Raw genomic sequence first — 16577 nt, 5'->3', positions numbered from 1 at the left:
AGTGCCTTTGAAAACGATTTTATGGGATGGTTTGGCACGGAGGTTTTTCTTACAAGGAGAATAATAGGGAAAAGAGTGCTTTTTTGAGAAATGCTCTTTTGACTGACAGTGTCAGACTTATAGTGGGAGTAAGTTTCATGCATTGTATTGCCAATGATAATTGTAAAGCAATAGGCAATGATGGAACAGGAATTTCACGAAAATGGCGAAGATGAGCATGCTGAGATATTTCATGCTGCGTTAATAGATCTTTGCCCAGACGTTTTATGTGAAGACATTTCATGTGAAGACGCCACCGTTAGCCAAGCGCCTGAATGGGTAGAGCTTTTGCCCAAAGCGCCCCATGTGAAGGCACGTGATGGACGACAATGGCATTATAACCCGCAAACCATTTTAAAAGCCTTTGCAGCCAATAAAGGACCGCTTGTGATTGATTATGAGCATGGGCAACATCACCGTGCGAGAAATGGTTTAGAAGCGCCTGCTAGTGGTTGGATTGAAGAATTAGCAGAGCGGGATGGTGCGATTTGGGGACGCGTTAAATGGACCGATATGGCTACCAAAAAAATTATTGCCCGAGAATATCGCTATCTTTCGCCTGAGTTTCGCCATTCCAAGAAAGGTGAAATTTTGAATTTAGCCGGTGCTGGTTTGGTGAACCGTCCAGCCCTTGTCATGACGGCTTTAAGCCGTGAACAGCCTTCCCCTATAACTTTGACGGAGAAAAAGATGGATTTGACAGCCATTGCCAGTGCACTATCGCTGGCAGAAGATGCTAAAGCGGATGAGGTTTTAGCAACGCTTAAAGCGCGCGAAAAGGAACGCGTGGAATTAAACGCCCAATTAACAAAAGCGCAAGAAGATTTAGCGCTTTTGCAAGAAGAGCAAAAAAACAGTGCCATTGAGAGTCTTTTAGATAAGACCATTGAAGAGGGCAAGATTTTGCCGGCTGCTCGCGAAGAATATCGTGCGCTCTGTAGCCTTGAAGGGGGGATGGAGCATTTTAAAAGTTTGGTCGAAAAGTTGCCGGCGCTTGCCTCAACAAGCCCTTTAGAAGTGTGTGCCTTAGCACAAGAACCAAAGCTTGCGCCAGAAGAGGTTGCCCTTGCGGCACGCCATTATCAACAAGAGCAGAAGCAAAAAGGCTTCGACATCACCATTAGCCAAGCGGTTGAGTATATTAGCGAGCAAAAGGAGCGCCAATCATGAGTACGATGATTTTGATTAAATCTTTTCGCGCTGGAGATGTGATCTCACCTTATTGCATTGTTGCAGCCCGCACTGAGGGAATGGTGGCAACGGCTTCTGGTAAGGGTGATAAATTATTAGGGACTGCAGGGTCTTGTGAAGCCAAGGCTGGTGAGATGATTGATGTTGGCCAATGTGGTTGGGGTGAAGTTGTTTGTGGGGGCAATGTTTCCTTTGGTGATTTTTTAACCTCTGACCCCAAAGGGCACGCCATAAAGGCAGAAGCAGCAGACCGCACCATTGGTATTGCCATGAGTGATGGTTCTGCTGGTGATGTTATTCCTTTTAAAATTAATTAATCGAGGCTTAAAATGAACAGACCTTTTCCCATTGATCCAACACTCACTGCTATTGCTATTGGTTATCGCAATCCAGCAGGTTCTCTTATTGGCGATAAAGTTTTGCCACGCGTTTGTGTTTTAAGTGAGGTGTTTAAATATAGTGAATTTCCTTTAGCGGAAAATTTTACGGTGCCTGAACTTGAGGTTGGGCGAAAAGGGCGCCCGAATGTGGTGGAATTTTCTGCCTTTGAACGGGAAGCCAGTGTCAAAGATTACGGACTTGATGATCTTATCCCCAATTCAGATATTGAAGCAGCGGCACGCGCCAGGGCGGAGCGACGCTCTCGTTATAACCCCGAAAAGACAGCTGTGGAAGGACTTGCCAATTTGCTAGAATTGGGGCGTGAAGTGCGTGTTGCAGCCCTTGTGCAAAGAAGTGAAAATTACGCACCAGAGCGCGTGATAACGCTCAAAGGTGAGAATAAATTCAGTGATTATGAGAAATCTGATCCTTATGCCACTTTAGATGAGGCGATGGATAAAGCTCTCGTCTATACGCCCAACACCATTGTGATGGGTAAAGTTGTTTGGTCAAAACTCAAACGTCATCCCAAAATCATTAAAGCCGTTAAAGGGGGTGGCACTGCTGATGGTTTTATCACCAAGGCGCAATTTGCTGATCTGATGGAAATACACCCCGATCGTTTACTCATTGGTGAATCGCAAGTGAATTTGGCACGTAAAGGGCGTTCGGCACAATTGGCACGCGTGTGGGGCAATAAGATTGCACTGCTTTATATTGACCCTACCAAACAACAGGCAGATGGTTCGGTGATCAGTTGGGGCTTTAGCGCCCAGTTGGGCGAGCGTTTGTCTGGAGTGATCCAAGATCCAGATATCGGCTTGTCGGGTGGTAAACGGGTGCGTGTGGGGGAACGTGTGTGTGAATTGGTTGCCGCAAAAGATGCCGGTGTTTTGTTGCAAGAAGTTGTCTAAGGGAAACTTTTAAACATGGCTTATGCAAGCAAAACATTGATTGAAGAGCTCTGGGGTGATGACTTCTTGGATGATTTGTGTGGGATGGATGAGAACTCTGATCCAGTTTTTTCAGAGCAAGCCATTGCCCGCGCGCTCGAACAGGCAAGTGGTGAGATTGATGTGCATTTGTCTCATCGCTACTGCGTCCCCATTGCTGGACAGCCAGCGGCTCTGGGTATGATCTGTGTCAATATTGCTGTTTATAATTTAGCCATACGCCATACGGCACTGACCACGACTATTGAAGATCGTTACAAACAGGCGGTTGATTTGCTGAAACGTATTGCCGAAGGCAAAGCGGGTTTAGGCATAGATGAACCTAAAATTATGAGCGAAGATGGTCCCGTGCGTGATGGGGCTTTCTTCCATGCCAAGCCGCGTTTGATGGGAAGATAATATGTCTGTTGCAACCCATATTGAGATTAAAGAGACAGGGCTTGAAGCGGCTTTATCCTTTTTGCAAAAGGGAGCTGATAGCTCGATGGGGACTTTGGCACAAGGGGTTGGGCGTCTCATCCAAGAAAGCACAAGGCGGCGGATTCAAAGTGAAAAAATGTCTGCTCAAGGAGAGAAGTGGAAAAACAATCATGCCCGCACCTCCATTCTTTATGCCAGTGGGGCGCTTTCACGCTCCATTGATATGAAAGCTTCACCAGAACAGGTGATTGTGGGCTCTGGGTTGGTTTATGCGCGGATTCATCAATTGGGTGGGGTTATTCGCCCGAAAAATGGCAAGACACTGCGCTTTTTTCTTAAAAGCGGCAATGCACACCGCTTTGTTTGTGTGCATCAAGTGACCATGCCCGCACGCCCTTATTTGGGGCTTTCAGAGCACAATAAAGTGGAAATTGTCAAAGCGACAGAAGATTGGCTGGAAAGGGTCTTTTCATGAGTCAAACGATTAAAAATGCTGGGCGCATTAATCAGTTTCGTGAAGCGGTGATAAGAAGCCTTAAAGGCGCTTTACCGGATGTGCGTGATTGCGGCTGTCAATTTGGACGTTTTAACTTAGAAGAATTGGAAACACAGATGCTGGTGGCTCCAGCCGTGCGTGTTGCGGTGTTAGAAAGCCGTTTAATTTCTGTTGCTTCTGGACAGATGAGTGCTGATCTTCATTTAGGGGCTTTTATTATTACCACAGGTAAAGAGCGTGATGTTTCCAGTTGGCTTTTAGCAGAAGCCATTGCGGTGCTTTGTCATAGCGGGCAATTGTGGGGACTAACGCATTTGAGTGCCCCGCGTGAGGTGCAAATTGAACCGATTATCTCTGCGGCGATTAAGCAGCGTGGTGTATCGATAAGCGTGGTGGAATGGCACCAAGATTTGCATCAGTTGGGACAGGATATTTTTTGTGATGAAGGACAACTCAAAAGTGGTTTGATTTCATGGGACAATGAGGTGGGGGCATGAATGACGCACATCTTTTGAGTGACACCTTGCGGCAAATCATGAAGCGTCTTGATGCGCTTGAACGCTGTCTTGCCAACCAGCACATGATTGGGCGGGTTGCAGAAGTTGATGGACATAGGGTGCGGGTGAAACTTTCCGAACAGGGTTCCAATGGACAAGCGGTTTTATCGCCTTGGTTGCAAGCGCAAGAAGCTTCTGGCGCTCTTTCAAGCAATATGCCCCTCCATGTTGGTGACCCGGTGCGGTTGTTAAACCCCCATGGCGAAATTGGTTCTGCCTCTCTGGTGGTGCGCGATAGTTATAGTGAGGATGCACCTAATCCCGCACGCTCTTTCCAAGAGTTGGCGCTCTGTTATGCCGGTGGCGCTTTGCGAATGACAAAAGATGAACTTATTCTCTCCCATGGGGAAAACCAAATCCATTTGAGTGAAAAAGGTTTGGTGCTTTCTCATCAAGCAACCCGTGTTGAATTAACGGGTAGTGTGCGGATTCAAGCAGAAGATTTGCAGCACAATCAAAAATCTGTTGGTGCAAGCCATAAACATGGTGGGGTCAAAATGGGTCCCTCCACAACCTCTTCCCCCCTTTAAAGGAGTTTTATCATGCGTGAGAACACTTATGTTATTTTAACCAATGCCGATTTTGTTGCAGGCAAGCGTTCACCGGGCAAGGGTGAGGAAATTTGTTTAAGTGAGGAAGAGGCTAAATATCCGTTGCTGCTTGGTCAGATCACTGAAAAACCAGCACCTGTTGTTTCTGCGCCCCCAACTGTTTCTACCACAAAGACAAGCAAAGGAGCTTAAAGCATGCGGTGCGGGATGAGCGAAAAGGATGGCTCTCTTTTATATGGCTTTGCGCATTGTCAACAGTCACTCCGTAAATGTCTGACGACAAGAATTGGGACACGGGTTTTGCGTCGTCATTATGGATGTGATGTTGGAGCATTCCAAGACGCCAATGCTGATCCTGCGACGATGATGCAGCTTTATCAAGCAATTGTTGAAGCACTCGATGATCCAGAGTGTGGAGATCCTGGGTTTTCGTTGCAGAGGATTGATCTGACAAAAGCAACGCGTGAAGGCACATTCCATTTTGTTTTAACGGGTGTTTTTTATCCCGATGGGCATTTGGGGGATTGGTCACACCAAGAACCAATGAGTATTGATTTAGAGGTTGGTGATGACTGAGTTTGAACCTTTATCCTTTTCACAGATTCCCCCTCCACAACTCCCTCTGCCACAAATTATTGAAGAGCTTTCTGTTGAAGCAATTTTAGAGCAAAAGATCACGCGTTTGACTGAGCTTTTTGCGGCGCATCATATTCCTTATAATGTGGAAAAGACGGCTTATGATCCGGTTGTCATTCAATTGCAAGCGGCGGCTTATGAAGAGTTGCTATTGCGCCAGCGAATTAATGAAGTGGCGCGGGATAATTTACTCACATTTGCGCGTGGAACAAGTTTGGATCATTTGGGGGATTTTCATGGGGTCACGCGCCTTTTGGATGAAGATGATGAGCGTTTGCGCCGCCGCATTCGCTTGAATAGACAAGGACATTCCACAGGTGGCACAGCGCCACGTTATCAATATTTTGCCCTCTCAAGCGATATCCATGTCAAAGATGCTTTTGTTTATCGTGAGGGTAAAAGTCCGCTTATTCATGTTGCGCTTTTCAGTGACGCCCCTTCAGGGGTGGCTGATGAGGCTTTAATTGCAAAGGTGCAAGCAGCCCTTGATGCCCCCCATGTTAAAATGACCAATGACCACATCCTTGTGAAAAGCGCGGTACAGCGGATGATCAATGTTTCTGCTGATTTTTGGTTGTTACCGGATGAAGGCTCCTTTGTTTTGGAAAGAGCGGAGCAGAATTTAAGAGCAGAATGGGCGCGTGCGCAAAGGCTTGGGCGTGATTTGTCTTTAAGTTGGATACTAAGCCGCTTGATGGTTGAGGGCGTTCACCATGTGAACATAACGCAACCTTGTGAGGATATTTTGGTCGCACCTGATGAAGCTGTAGCTTTGGGGGATATTGTCTTGTCTGAACGGGGGCGTGCTTATTGATGCTTTCCTCACTTTTGCCTCCAAATTCGAGCTTGTTTGAACGTTGTTTTGCCGAAGCAATGGCTCTTGACCCTCACGTTAAAACGGCACTCGAAGAAATACCCCGCGCGAAATTTATCACGCGTCCGCCTTCTTGGTTGCCCTTTTTAATAGACGAATATGGCTTACAAGAATTAAACCCTTATTTCTCTACCCTTTATGATTTAATTGATCAGGGTCTTGCATGGCAAAATATTCGCGGCTCCCTTGCGGCAATAGAGATGGGGCTTGAATGGCTAGGGATTTCGGCACGCTTTCAACCCGCATGGACAGGGCGAGCATGGTGGAATTCCTTTCAACTTGATTTTGATCAGTTGCCTGAACGCAAAAGCCTTGAAGCTATTGAAGCGATTACAGATCTCTCCAAAAGTTTGCGCTCCGATTTTCGTCGTGGTGTTGCGGGGTATGATGTGCAAGCCATGGAAGGCAATATGTCACGCCTTGATGACAGCATGTTGGAGTATGAGAGCGGTGTGCGCTTAACAGCTGGGAATACTTTGTTTTCCTTTGGACGCACGACAGAGATAGAGCGCATTCTCACAAGAGAAGAAGGCAAACTTATTGGCAATTGGATAGATGATGGGGATGAAGAATTAAGCTGGAACCAAATCGATTATCCTTGGGATTTGGCAAATTTTCCGTGGTGTTCGGTCAAAAAACATGAACGCGATATGCTCATGGCAGAATGGTTTCATGGTCGCACGCTTTATCTCGTGTTAAGAGACAGCCAAGATGGCGTGATTGGGTATCGCAGATGCTATGCTGTAGCGCCTGTCGAACAAGCTTTGGATGGTGTGTACAGCCATTGTGGCGTCAGGTTTCAGCCCTCCTCGATGGGCACTCTGTTGTTTCTGGCAGCACGCACAGACTTTCACGATGTTGATGGGAAACAAGCAGCATTTGTTTCTATTCTCGTTCACGGCATTCCCAAACAAGATGTCCCTCTTGATATCCCCTTTGGCAAGCTTTGGTGTGACGCCAATGAACTAAATGGCGGTGTCGAGATACTCAAAACACCTATCAATATTCCTTTGCGTGCCGATGTTCGCGAACAATTCAAGATTTTATTGAGGTTTTAATATGAAGCATGAAAGTGGTTTACCCTTTGCAATTGACAGATCTCGCGGCAAAGAGGAACAACAAAGTGTTGTCTTTTATGGCACGCGTCCCTTTATTCAAAGTGGTGAACTGAATGAGGTTCAAACCATTATAAGGGGACGGCATGACCGTTTGGGGCGCCTTGTTGCCAAAGAAGGAGACCGTGTTGAACGAGCAGATGCGTTTGTCAACAAAGATACGCAAACAGTGACTTTAACGGATGGCAAGATTTATATCGCAGGCGATATTTTCCCCGTTGCACCAGCTGTACTCAACAATGTTGCCATGATTGGGCGCTTGGAAATTGGTGTGAAGCTGCAAAAAAAATGGATAACCCATGAGGATGATCCAGAGTTGTTGGGGCAAGTCCCTGGCACATTGGCAGAAGGAGAGCCTGGTGCCGCACGCGAAACAGCACAGCTTGTTTGGGCACTAAAAGAGGATGCGCAGAATGGCACTTTCTTTCCGGTTTATATTTTACAAGATGGTGTTCTGATTGATCAAAAATCCCCCTCATTGCTTGAACCCGCCATGCAAGCTATTGCGACGTACGACCGCGCCCATGGGCATTATATCGTGAGTGGCTGCCGTGTGACAGCATTAGGACCAAACAACAGTTGCCAAGTGTTTAGTATTCAAGAAGGAGAAGCCAATATCAATGGCTTTAAACGTAAACGCCTTGCCGCCTTGCGCCATGAAGAGATGCAAGATTTTTCGACAAGCGTTGTTCCAAGCGAAACGCATATTTTTGCGCCTTCAAAAGGGAAAACAAGCTTTACCTTTAAACCCTATTATTTTCCTATTGCCGATATTCAGTCTCTTTTGTTGACAAAAGAAAAAACCGTTAACGTCACCCGTGGTGCAGTTGCCGCAGGGCGTGATGGGGTTCCTGATAAAAGCATCACCGCGTTTATCAAAGTCGTTCAAGGAAGCAAGGAATTTAAAGAAGGCACAGATTTTAAAAAAACCGGAGACACCATTGATTGGGCGCCCGTAGGAGACGAACCTTTAGCGGGAAGTAGCTATAAGGTGACTTATCGCTATCGCGCAAAAATTACCGCTGATAAGGTAACAGCAAAGGAAATCACAGTCTCAGGTGGGGCGGAGGGTGGTGATATTATCGTCAGTTACACTTATAAATTGCCCCGCATTGACCGCATAGGACTGAACACGGGGGGCAATGTGGTTTACATCAAAGGTATCTCAGTAGACCAACCCATGGCACCCAGTGTCCCTGATGATGTGTTGTCCCTTGCAACCATTACCAACAATTGGCTTGAAACGCCGGTTGTGGTCAATGATGGCACACGGGTTGCCCCCTATGATGAGATGTGGCGCTATTTTCAACGGGTGCTTTCGCTTGACCGTCTCATGCAATTAGAGCGCATTAAAAGCAATGTGGACTCTAAAGAACCTGTTGCCAAAAAGGGCATGTTTGCAGACCCTTTTCTTGATGATAGTTACAGAGATGAAGGCTTTCAACAAACAGGTGCTGTAGGCAATGGCATTTTGCAGCTTGCCATTGACCCAACCTTTTACACCGCTAATCTTACAGCGCCTGTCACGCTTGACTGGACAAATGAAGTGATTATTGCGCAAGAGTTGACAACGGCTTGCGAAAAAATCAATCCTTATCAAAATTTTGCACCCCTGCCTGGTACAGTAACCCTTGAACCCGCGACAGACTTTTGGCATGAACAACGCACAGATTGGCTCTCGGGTATCACCAATCAACTGAACATGGGATGGAACCGTGGGAGAAGCATTCGTAAAACAGAAATCAGTGATGATTTGGTGAGTGCAACCCAAGAGAAAATCGACTTTTTAAGACAAATTACCCTTCACTTTAAAATTGAAGGTTTTGGCAGTAGCGAAATCTTGGAAAGTCTTACCTTTGATGGTGTGAATGTTTTACCAAAAACAAAGCTTGTTGCTAACACCAAAGGCACCCTTGAAGGAAGCTTTACCATTCCTAAAAATATCACCGCTGGCACAAAAAATGTTGTGGCACGGGGAAAAGGTGGAACCATTGCTACGGGTCTTTTTACAGGGCAAGGCGTGATTGATGTGAAAGTGATGCGGCGCACCACCACGGTGAAGATCTGGACGCAAGTGGACCCACAAGCGCAAGTCTTTACCCCTGATGCAACACGGCAAATCACCGGAATTGACTTTCATCTTTGTAAAATCGGCAATCAGAACCATGATCTGGTGATTGATTTGGTCACCACAGAAAACGGTTATCCGACCGCCGATATTCAAGCGCAAAGCTTTTATTCTATGAAGGGCGCAAAGCTAGGTTGGGCAGAGGCACGCTATGATGTACCACTCCTTGTGATGGATGACCGTTTAACGGCTTTTGTCATTAAAACCGATGATGCTGATCATTCCGTCTCTTTAGCAAAGCTTGGAGATTTTGATGCAGAACACCAAAGATACGTCTCGAGCCACCCTTACGTGACCGGTCCACGCTTTTCTTCTGTCAATGCTAGGAGCTGGACCGCTCATCAAGATGAGGCTTTAGCTTTTAGGGTGCTGGCGGCACGCTACACACAAACAGAAAAAGTCGTAGACTTAGGCACTTTTGATCTTGTGGACTGCTCTGATTTGCAAGTACGCGCAGCGATTGAATTGCCTTCAAGCGATTGTTCTGTCATCTTTGAAATTGAAAGAAACAATGGCACAATTTATCAACTCCTGCCCTTTCAATTGCTAAGCCTTACTGAATATATCAGTGAAAAAGTAAAACTTCGTGCCATTCTTAAAGGAACAGAGAAACTCTCACCTGTTTTGTTTGCTCCTGTTCAATTGGTTGCGGGGAAGATCCATAAAGAAGCCACTTATGTCACGCGTGCTTTTGCCTTTGGGGAAAAGGCAAGGTTGACCAGTTATATCAAAACATTTTTACCAGGCGGTGCAACATTTACACTCGAGATGCAACTGGATGATGGTGCTTTTGTTCCTCTCACATTAGAGGAAACAGAGCAGTTATCCGAGCCCCTTTGGACAGAGCGCAAATTTATCAGTGGTGATAAAGGCGCCAAACAAGCGCGCCTCAAACTCACCCTTACCGGTGGACCAGCAGCGCGGTCAATGGTGTGTGATTTTGGCGCCGGCATATTGTGATGGGAAAACAGACATGACAAAAACCAAAAAACTCGACATGGAATTGCCTAAAGAAGGTCGTTTTATCAGTTCTGAATTCCCAATCTTGCGCGAAAACTTGACCAAAATTGATCAAGCCATTGTTGATATTGAGGACAAGGTAGACCAAAAAGCGCCTTCAAAACACACGCATAGCATAAGTGATGTCACAGATCTTGAAGCAGCCTTGAAGGGCAAGATGGCAGCGGATAAAACTTTCACTTTAAAAGATTTAGGTGATATCGAGGGTGCACAAGATGCTGCCAACAATTATGTTCTCTATAAATCAAGCAATAATAACTTCACCTTTGGGAGTGCTATCTCTCTGTTAGGCGCGCATCAACATAAAACCGAAGATATTGTGGGGCTTGATGATTTTAGAACCAAAATCAACGAAGATCTGACAAGCTATGGACGCCTCACAAGTCCAAATGAATGGAAAAATTACAATAAATTTACCAGCAAAGTGACTATGAGTGGTGCCTTAGAGCTTTTGGGCAATTCGTCGTTTAGCCTCATCCACAATGGTGAAATGGTTACCAGTTTAAGCACAAGCGGAAGCTTTCTTAAAGGACCGCTTAAAGTGGACGGTGATGTTGTTTATACCAAGGCGCAAGTGGATGCCCTCAAGCAGGAAATATGGGCAGAAATAAAGAGTCTTAAAAAAGTTTTTACTGATAAACCCATTAATTGGCCAGAACTTGCTGATGCTGAATTGCTGTATACGCAGGATGGTAAAATTCAGTGGCCAGATTGGGTAAGCAATAAAACCAAAGTTGAGATCCAAGCATGGGGCGGCGGCGGTAGTGGGGGTGGATCTGATACACCAAGTTTAGGAGGAGGAGGTGGTGGTGGTGGTTGTTCAGTATGGTATGGCTATAAAGCGAGTTTAGCTGGGAATGAAGCTATCATCGTTGGAAAAGGAGGAGCTTCTGTTGCCTCGCGTGGTGCGACAGGAAACTCTGGAGGAACAACAATCATTGGCAAGGATTTTATCACAGCAACAGGAGGTCATGGTGGTGGAGGGGCTTATTCATCATCTTTTCCAGGAAATGGTGGAGCTGGAGGAGTGGGGGGAAATTTTGGCTTGGCGACGAATGATCGCCCCGGTCTTTTCAAGGGCGAGAATGGCCATCCTGGAACAGATGGTAATCGTGGTGGTGTAAGTGGAAGTGGAGGTGATGCTGGGGGTGATACATCTCGAGGTGGTCCTGGAGGAACAGGAAAAGGTTTTCGTGCTTCAGGAAAAGGAGGGGGTGGTTTTGGTGGAGGTGGTGCTGGCTCTCATGGAGATTCCTCTCCAAGCGGTGCTGGAGCTGATGGTGCCGTTCTTATAAGATTATGGAAAGAATGAATGGTTTATGCAAGTATAAAAAACGAATGATACGCTCTAAACGGACAATTATTGTCTGATGGCTTGTAAACTGTATAGTTTCTTCTTATAAAGTCCCCTTTAAAGCTCCTTCAAAGCCCTTTAAAGAGCTTTTTGACTGACAGTGTCAGACTTATGGAGCATGGTGATGGTTGTTATTCTCTCTTCATTGATTTGGAGAGCAAGATGGCAATAGAATTTAATCATGGGATTCGCATTGTAGAGGCTGGTGAGGATTCCCGTCCTTTAGCAACATTTGATCAGACCGCCATTGGGGCGGTTGTTACAGCCCCTGATGCTGACAACCAAATTTTTCCCCTCGACGAGCCTGTCCTTATTTTTAGCCATGAGGGTGAGAAAATCCAAAAGCTTGGAACAAGAGGCACGGCTCTTGATGTGATTAAAGCCGTGTGCGCACAGGGGATTGAGGCACAAATTATCCTTGTGCGTGTGGAAGAAAAATCAACCATTGCTGAGACACAAACTGAGATGGTGGGGTCCAATACGGCTTTGACTGGTGTGCATGCCTTAGCGCATGCGCGGGGGCATTTAGGGGTAGAGCCTGGGATTTTACTGGCACCGGCTTATAGTGCAGGGCGCTTTGATAATGGCAAAAACCCCGTGGCGGATGCATTGGAACAAGTGGCAGAAAAGCTACAAGCGATTGCCGTGTTTGATACGGGGGGTAAAAATGCGGAAGAAAGCCTTGCCTATCGCGCAGATTTTTCCTCACGCTTTTGTTATTTGATTGACCCCTTTGTACGGGTGGCAAATCGTGAGGGGGGTGTTAGTGTTAAACCCGCAAGTCCTTTTGCTGCCGCCATGTTTATCAAACGTGATAAGCAAAGGGGTGGTGTTTTTTGGTCTCCTTCCAACCAAGATGTTAAAGGCATTTTAGGCACGGCACGCCCCATTAGCTATTTTGATGGTGAAATTGATCATGAGGCAAATCGCCTTAACCAAGCCGATATTGCGACCTTTATTCCCGCCCTCCTTAGCCAAAATGCCCAAGGTCAATTTGCCGCCAATGGCCGCATTTTATGGGGAAATCATACCACCTCTAGTGACCCATTGTGGCGCTTTGTCAATGTGGTGCGCACCCGTGCAGCATTGGAAAAAACCATCATCAACAGTTTCCGCCCTTGGGCCAATGACGAGAATCTGACCGGTCAACATGTTATTGCCATTACCCGCAGCCTTACACAGTTTCTTGATGATATGATTGCGCGTGGTGCCCTTTTGGGTGGGCGGGTTTGGTTTGACCGCGATTTAAATTCCAACAGCACTTTACAATTGGGAAAATTGCGGGTGGAATTTGATGCAGAAGAAGTGCCACCTTTAGAAGATTTGAGTTTCGGCAGCCGGCGCAATAGCGCTTATTTTGACCGTTTGGCGCAAGATATCCAAAAGAAAATGACTTATCAATTTGGCGATACGCTTGAAACTTATCGCAAAGCAGCAAGGAGTTAAAGCATGACTTTACGCATTGTACGCGGTTTTACCTTGATTGTTGATGATGATGTGAATCTTCACCTTGATCTTGAGACATTGAAACTGCCCACGTTGGAAGAAATCACTGAAACCTATCAACCGGGCGGCTCTGATATGCAAATTGATGTGAGCGGTCTTGGTGTGAAAGCTTTGAGCATGCAAATGAAAATCCGCAGCCACACCCCCGAAATTATCGGCATCTTTGGTGGTCCTCCTGGTCTTCGTCATAAATTTACCGGCAAAAAACATGTGATCTCTGAAGAAGATGGACGCGAGCATGAGCATTCCATTGATGTGACAGGGCGCTTGGTCAAAGTGGATAGCGAAGGCTTAACGGCTGGAAAAGCGACAGGCTATGATTGCGAGATCAAAAATGTTTGGGACTATACGGAATTTTGGGATGGCTCTGTTTTGCACCGCTTTTCTTTTAAACGGGGCGGCTGGCTTGTCCGCAATGGGCAAGAGATTGGTTCTCGCCGCCGCTCTATTCTCAACTTATAGGAATTGATCATGACAAGTTTACAAACCAGCATTGACGTGGAATTGCAGGTTCCGCTTCCTTATCAAGATAAAGGTGGCAAAGAATCTCTCTGCAAGAAACTGACCTTTTATCGCCCCACTTTTAAGCATGCCAAGCAATTAGCGGTGCTCATTGGACCACAATTGACAGAGCTGCTGCTTCCTGAGTTTGGAGAGCAAAAAACAACTTTGAGCAATGATGTGCTTATCACGAAGCTTTCTCAAGTTTTGTTCACAAGTGAGGCAACAGAAGGCATCACAGCACTTTTGGCTGATATGTCACATGAATCTATTGAATTGATTGATCGAGTTGATGTGATGGATATTGTCGCAATATTGAAGGCTTTTTTTGCTTTTTTTACGCAACGCCAATCCTCTCTGCCAGACAATTTGGGGCAGAACTAGCCCTTTATTATCACTGGGCGCCTTCAGAGATTAACCAGATGGATTGGCTGGATGTGATTGCCTATCGAGAAGAACTCGCACGCCTGAAAGCTCAAGAATATGAAAGTCATCAGTTAGGATAAGAGACGATCATGGATGTTTCCCTTGTTGTGCGTTTTGTTAATCATCTGCAAGAGGGGATCGCTTCTGCCAAGCGAGATCTTGCAGCCTTTAGTTCAGATGTTGCGCATTTCCAAAACAAGACAAGGCAACACTTTAAAAATTGGTTTGACCCTGAACATTTGAGCCAAGCTACAGCCAATGCGGAAAATGCTTTTATCCAAGCACGCGGGCGTATGGTGGGTGCCATTGCGCAAACAGCAACCTTAATTGCACCCCTCTATAAAGCCATGCAATTTGATCAATCGATGAAGGGCTTGGAAAAGGTTCTGGATGCGCCCCTTGATCGCTTAAAGGAATTGCGCCGTTTTGCGCTTGAAACCTCCACCAAGATTCCGCTAGCGGCGCGTGAAGTCTTAGAATTGATGACCAGTGCCAGCCAAGCAGGGATTGGCGAACAAGATCTAGAAGCTTTTAGCATCTATGCCGCTAAAGCAGCTGTAGCTTTTGATATGACGGGAGATCAGATTGGGGAGCGCTTTGCCAAATTGCGCAATGTCTTTAAGCTTAATCAAGCAGGCATTGAAGATCTAGGCGATGCTATCAATCATCTCTCTAATCACATGGCGGCAAAGGCAAGTGAGGTGTCTGATTTTACCAATCGAGCCACCGGTGCGGCAACCATGTTTAAGCTGACCGCGCGCGAAACAGCAGCATTTGGTACAGCGATGATTTCTGCTGGGATTGTTCCAGAGAGTGCCGCGCGTGGTTTTAATGCCATGAGTGCGCGCATACAGGCGGGGGGCAAACATATTGAAGATGCTTTTGCCAATATCGGGCTTTCTCGCGAAAAATTCATGCAAGATCTGGACAAAGATGCCACAGGTACCTTGGTGCGCTTTTTTAATGTGTTGGGTAAATCCGAACAGGGGATGCGTTCCCTGATTGCCATTGCTGGGCGCGATTTTACCGGTGATTTTGCCAAATTGGTGGGCAATCCCGAATTGTTAGGGCAAGCTTTAGATTATGTGAAAGATCCACAAGTCTTTAAAGGTTCGGTAGAGCAAGAAGCAGACAAACAAGCAACCGGTGCCATGCGGCAATTTGAATTGTTGCAAAACCGCATTGTGGCTTTGGGGATTAGCATTGGTGAAGTGCTTCTGCCCCCCCTCAACAGTTTGATGGAAAGTGTTGGCAATTTTACCAATGGGTTGATGGCGTGGGCGAATGCCCATCCCACTTTAACAAGTGCCATTATCAAAACCATTGCCGCCCTTATGGCTTTTAATATTGCTCTACGGGTTTTGCGCTTTACTCTTGCCGGGACACGCCTTGGGTTTCTTCAATTGATCACGTCTTTTATTAAGCTTAGAGTACTCAGTCGTGGTCTTTCTGCAAGTTGGCGGGGCTTAGCAGCCGCAGGGCGCTCTCTGGGTTTAATAGCAGCAAGCTTTGGTGGAAGTGCGCTGCGTCTTCTTCGCCCCATAACTTTACTGGTAGGGGCTTTACGAGGGATAGCCGTTTCAGGTGCGGCATTTTCTACCTCTTTTGGCTTTATGGGGACAGTGATCGAAGTGGTTGGGGCAAGTCTTTCCTCTGTTGTGGGGGGTATTTTTACCCCAATAGGGGCGGTCATTGCTGCTGTTGTGGCGGTCATACTGGCAGCTGGTTTTGCTTTGTGGAAATATTGGGACCGTTTTTCTTCATTTGTCAAAGGTTTGGCACGGGGGGTATCTCGGGCTTGGGGGCAAGCCTTTGAAGCCGTTATGCGCTTTTTTGGTGCTGATACCACCACCATCACCAAATGGAAAAATATCATTGCTGCTGCTTTTGATTTCTCTCAAGTTTGGCAAAAGTTTAAACAAGAGCTTTCCTCTGTTGCCGAGTGGTTTGGCAATTTGTGGGAGGGCGTTAAACAAAGCTTTTCCAACTTTTGGCAATGGTTGAAGAGTTTTTTTACACAGGAAAAGCTCTCGGAGAGTGCCAAGGCTGGTATGGAACAAGCGGGCGAAGATCTGGCTAATTCGATTGTCGATGGCTTTATGTCGTCTATCTCACAATTGATGGATTATTGTAAATCTTTACCTCATCGCATTAAGGGGTGGTTTGGGTCCATTGATGTAAGAGGTTTTTTGCCAAGTTTTTTGGGAGGCAAAACAACCATTCAACCGATTGCACAATTTGCAGGGGCGGGGTATGCCAATTACTCTGTGAGAGAGCAAAGAGACAAAGAGCGCTCCCCCATCACACACAATCAAAATGTCACAGTGCATGTCAATGGCGCCCGTGATCCTGTGTCCACTGGTCGTGCGGTTGCCCATGCCATTCAACGTGCACGCGCTAATGCTCTGCATGGCGGGACAGAATGAGGG

Annotated in this window: 17 protein-coding genes; all 17 read left to right on the top strand. The window is 46.4% G+C overall.

The annotated features are described in order from the left end of the window. The first annotated feature begins 180 nt into the window (after positions 1-180). The 17 genes from PVV63_RS00375 to PVV63_RS00295 all read left to right on the top strand — a co-directional run bounded on the left by PVV63_RS00375 (position 181) and on the right by PVV63_RS00295 (position 16574). Complete coding sequence (locus PVV63_RS00375) at positions 181-1209, top strand: phage protease (RefSeq protein ID WP_273790305.1); 1029 nt, start codon at positions 181-183, stop codon at positions 1207-1209. Then, the gene (locus PVV63_RS00370) at positions 1206-1547 is read left to right on the top strand and encodes a hypothetical protein (protein ID WP_273790114.1); all 342 of its coding nucleotides are present in this window, start codon (positions 1206-1208) and stop codon (positions 1545-1547) included. Before PVV63_RS00375 ends, PVV63_RS00370 begins: the two co-directional genes overlap by 4 nt. A gap of 12 nt (positions 1548-1559) precedes the next feature. Next, positions 1560-2525: a capsid protein gene (locus tag PVV63_RS00365; protein ID WP_273790113.1), complete on the top strand. Its 966-nt coding sequence runs from the start codon at positions 1560-1562 to the stop codon at positions 2523-2525. Between the two features lie 15 nt (positions 2526-2540). Further along, on the top strand, positions 2541-2963 hold the full coding sequence (locus PVV63_RS00360) for a gp436 family protein (protein WP_273790112.1): 423 nt from the start codon (positions 2541-2543) through the stop codon (positions 2961-2963). A gap of 1 nt (position 2964) precedes the next feature. After that, entirely contained in the window at positions 2965-3459 is a 495-nt protein-coding gene (locus tag PVV63_RS00355) for a phage virion morphogenesis protein (RefSeq protein ID WP_273790111.1), read from the top strand. Beyond that, positions 3456-3977 (top strand): hypothetical protein, encoded by a 522-nt coding sequence (locus PVV63_RS00350; RefSeq protein WP_273790110.1) that lies wholly within the window; start codon positions 3456-3458, stop codon positions 3975-3977. The genes PVV63_RS00355 and PVV63_RS00350 overlap by 4 nt, the downstream gene beginning before the upstream one ends. Then, positions 3974-4567, top strand: coding sequence for a baseplate assembly protein (locus PVV63_RS00345; protein ID WP_273790109.1), 594 nt, complete (start codon positions 3974-3976; stop codon positions 4565-4567). The genes PVV63_RS00350 and PVV63_RS00345 overlap by 4 nt, the downstream gene beginning before the upstream one ends. A 12-nt stretch (positions 4568-4579) precedes the next feature. Beyond that, a complete protein-coding gene (locus tag PVV63_RS00340) occupies positions 4580-4780 on the top strand; it encodes a hypothetical protein (protein WP_273790108.1) in 201 nt (66 codons plus the stop codon). Between the two features lie 3 nt (positions 4781-4783). Next, positions 4784-5164, top strand: a complete 381-nt coding sequence (locus PVV63_RS00335) for a GPW/gp25 family protein (RefSeq protein ID WP_273790107.1) — start codon at positions 4784-4786, stop codon at positions 5162-5164. Then, complete coding sequence (locus tag PVV63_RS00330; RefSeq protein WP_273790106.1) at positions 5157-6038, top strand: baseplate J/gp47 family protein; 882 nt, start codon at positions 5157-5159, stop codon at positions 6036-6038. The genes PVV63_RS00335 and PVV63_RS00330 overlap by 8 nt, the downstream gene beginning before the upstream one ends. After that, positions 6038-7156 carry a phage tail protein gene (locus tag PVV63_RS00325; RefSeq protein ID WP_273790105.1) on the top strand — a complete coding sequence of 373 codons (1119 nt, stop codon included), beginning with the start codon at positions 6038-6040 and terminating at the stop codon, positions 7154-7156. Before PVV63_RS00330 ends, PVV63_RS00325 begins: the two co-directional genes overlap by 1 nt. Position 7157: 1 nt before the next feature. Continuing rightward, positions 7158-10301 (top strand): DUF4815 domain-containing protein, encoded by a 3144-nt coding sequence (locus tag PVV63_RS00320; protein WP_273790104.1) that lies wholly within the window; start codon positions 7158-7160, stop codon positions 10299-10301. Between the two features lie 13 nt (positions 10302-10314). After that, positions 10315-11673, top strand: coding sequence for a Bgr_08870 family protein (locus tag PVV63_RS00315; RefSeq protein WP_273790103.1), 1359 nt, complete (start codon positions 10315-10317; stop codon positions 11671-11673). A 204-nt stretch (positions 11674-11877) separates the two neighbouring features. Further along, positions 11878-13161, top strand: a complete 1284-nt coding sequence (locus tag PVV63_RS00310) for a phage tail sheath C-terminal domain-containing protein (RefSeq protein WP_273790304.1) — start codon at positions 11878-11880, stop codon at positions 13159-13161. A 3-nt stretch (positions 13162-13164) separates the two neighbouring features. After that, the gene (locus PVV63_RS00305; protein ID WP_273790102.1) at positions 13165-13683 is read left to right on the top strand and encodes a phage major tail tube protein; all 519 of its coding nucleotides are present in this window, start codon (positions 13165-13167) and stop codon (positions 13681-13683) included. Between the two features lie 9 nt (positions 13684-13692). Further along, positions 13693-14106: a hypothetical protein gene (locus tag PVV63_RS00300; RefSeq protein WP_273790101.1), complete on the top strand. Its 414-nt coding sequence runs from the start codon at positions 13693-13695 to the stop codon at positions 14104-14106. Between the two features lie 131 nt (positions 14107-14237). After that, complete coding sequence (locus PVV63_RS00295) at positions 14238-16574, top strand: phage tail tape measure protein (RefSeq protein WP_273790100.1); 2337 nt, start codon at positions 14238-14240, stop codon at positions 16572-16574. Positions 16575-16577: the final 3 nt, after the last annotated feature.

Origin of the sequence: Bartonella sp. CM31XJBT (assembly GCF_028618555.1) — a bacterium.
GTDB lineage: Bacteria > Pseudomonadota > Alphaproteobacteria > Rhizobiales > Rhizobiaceae > Bartonella.
Note: the sequence above shows the minus strand (reverse complement) of the source record. Positions and strands in the feature narration are given on the sequence as shown.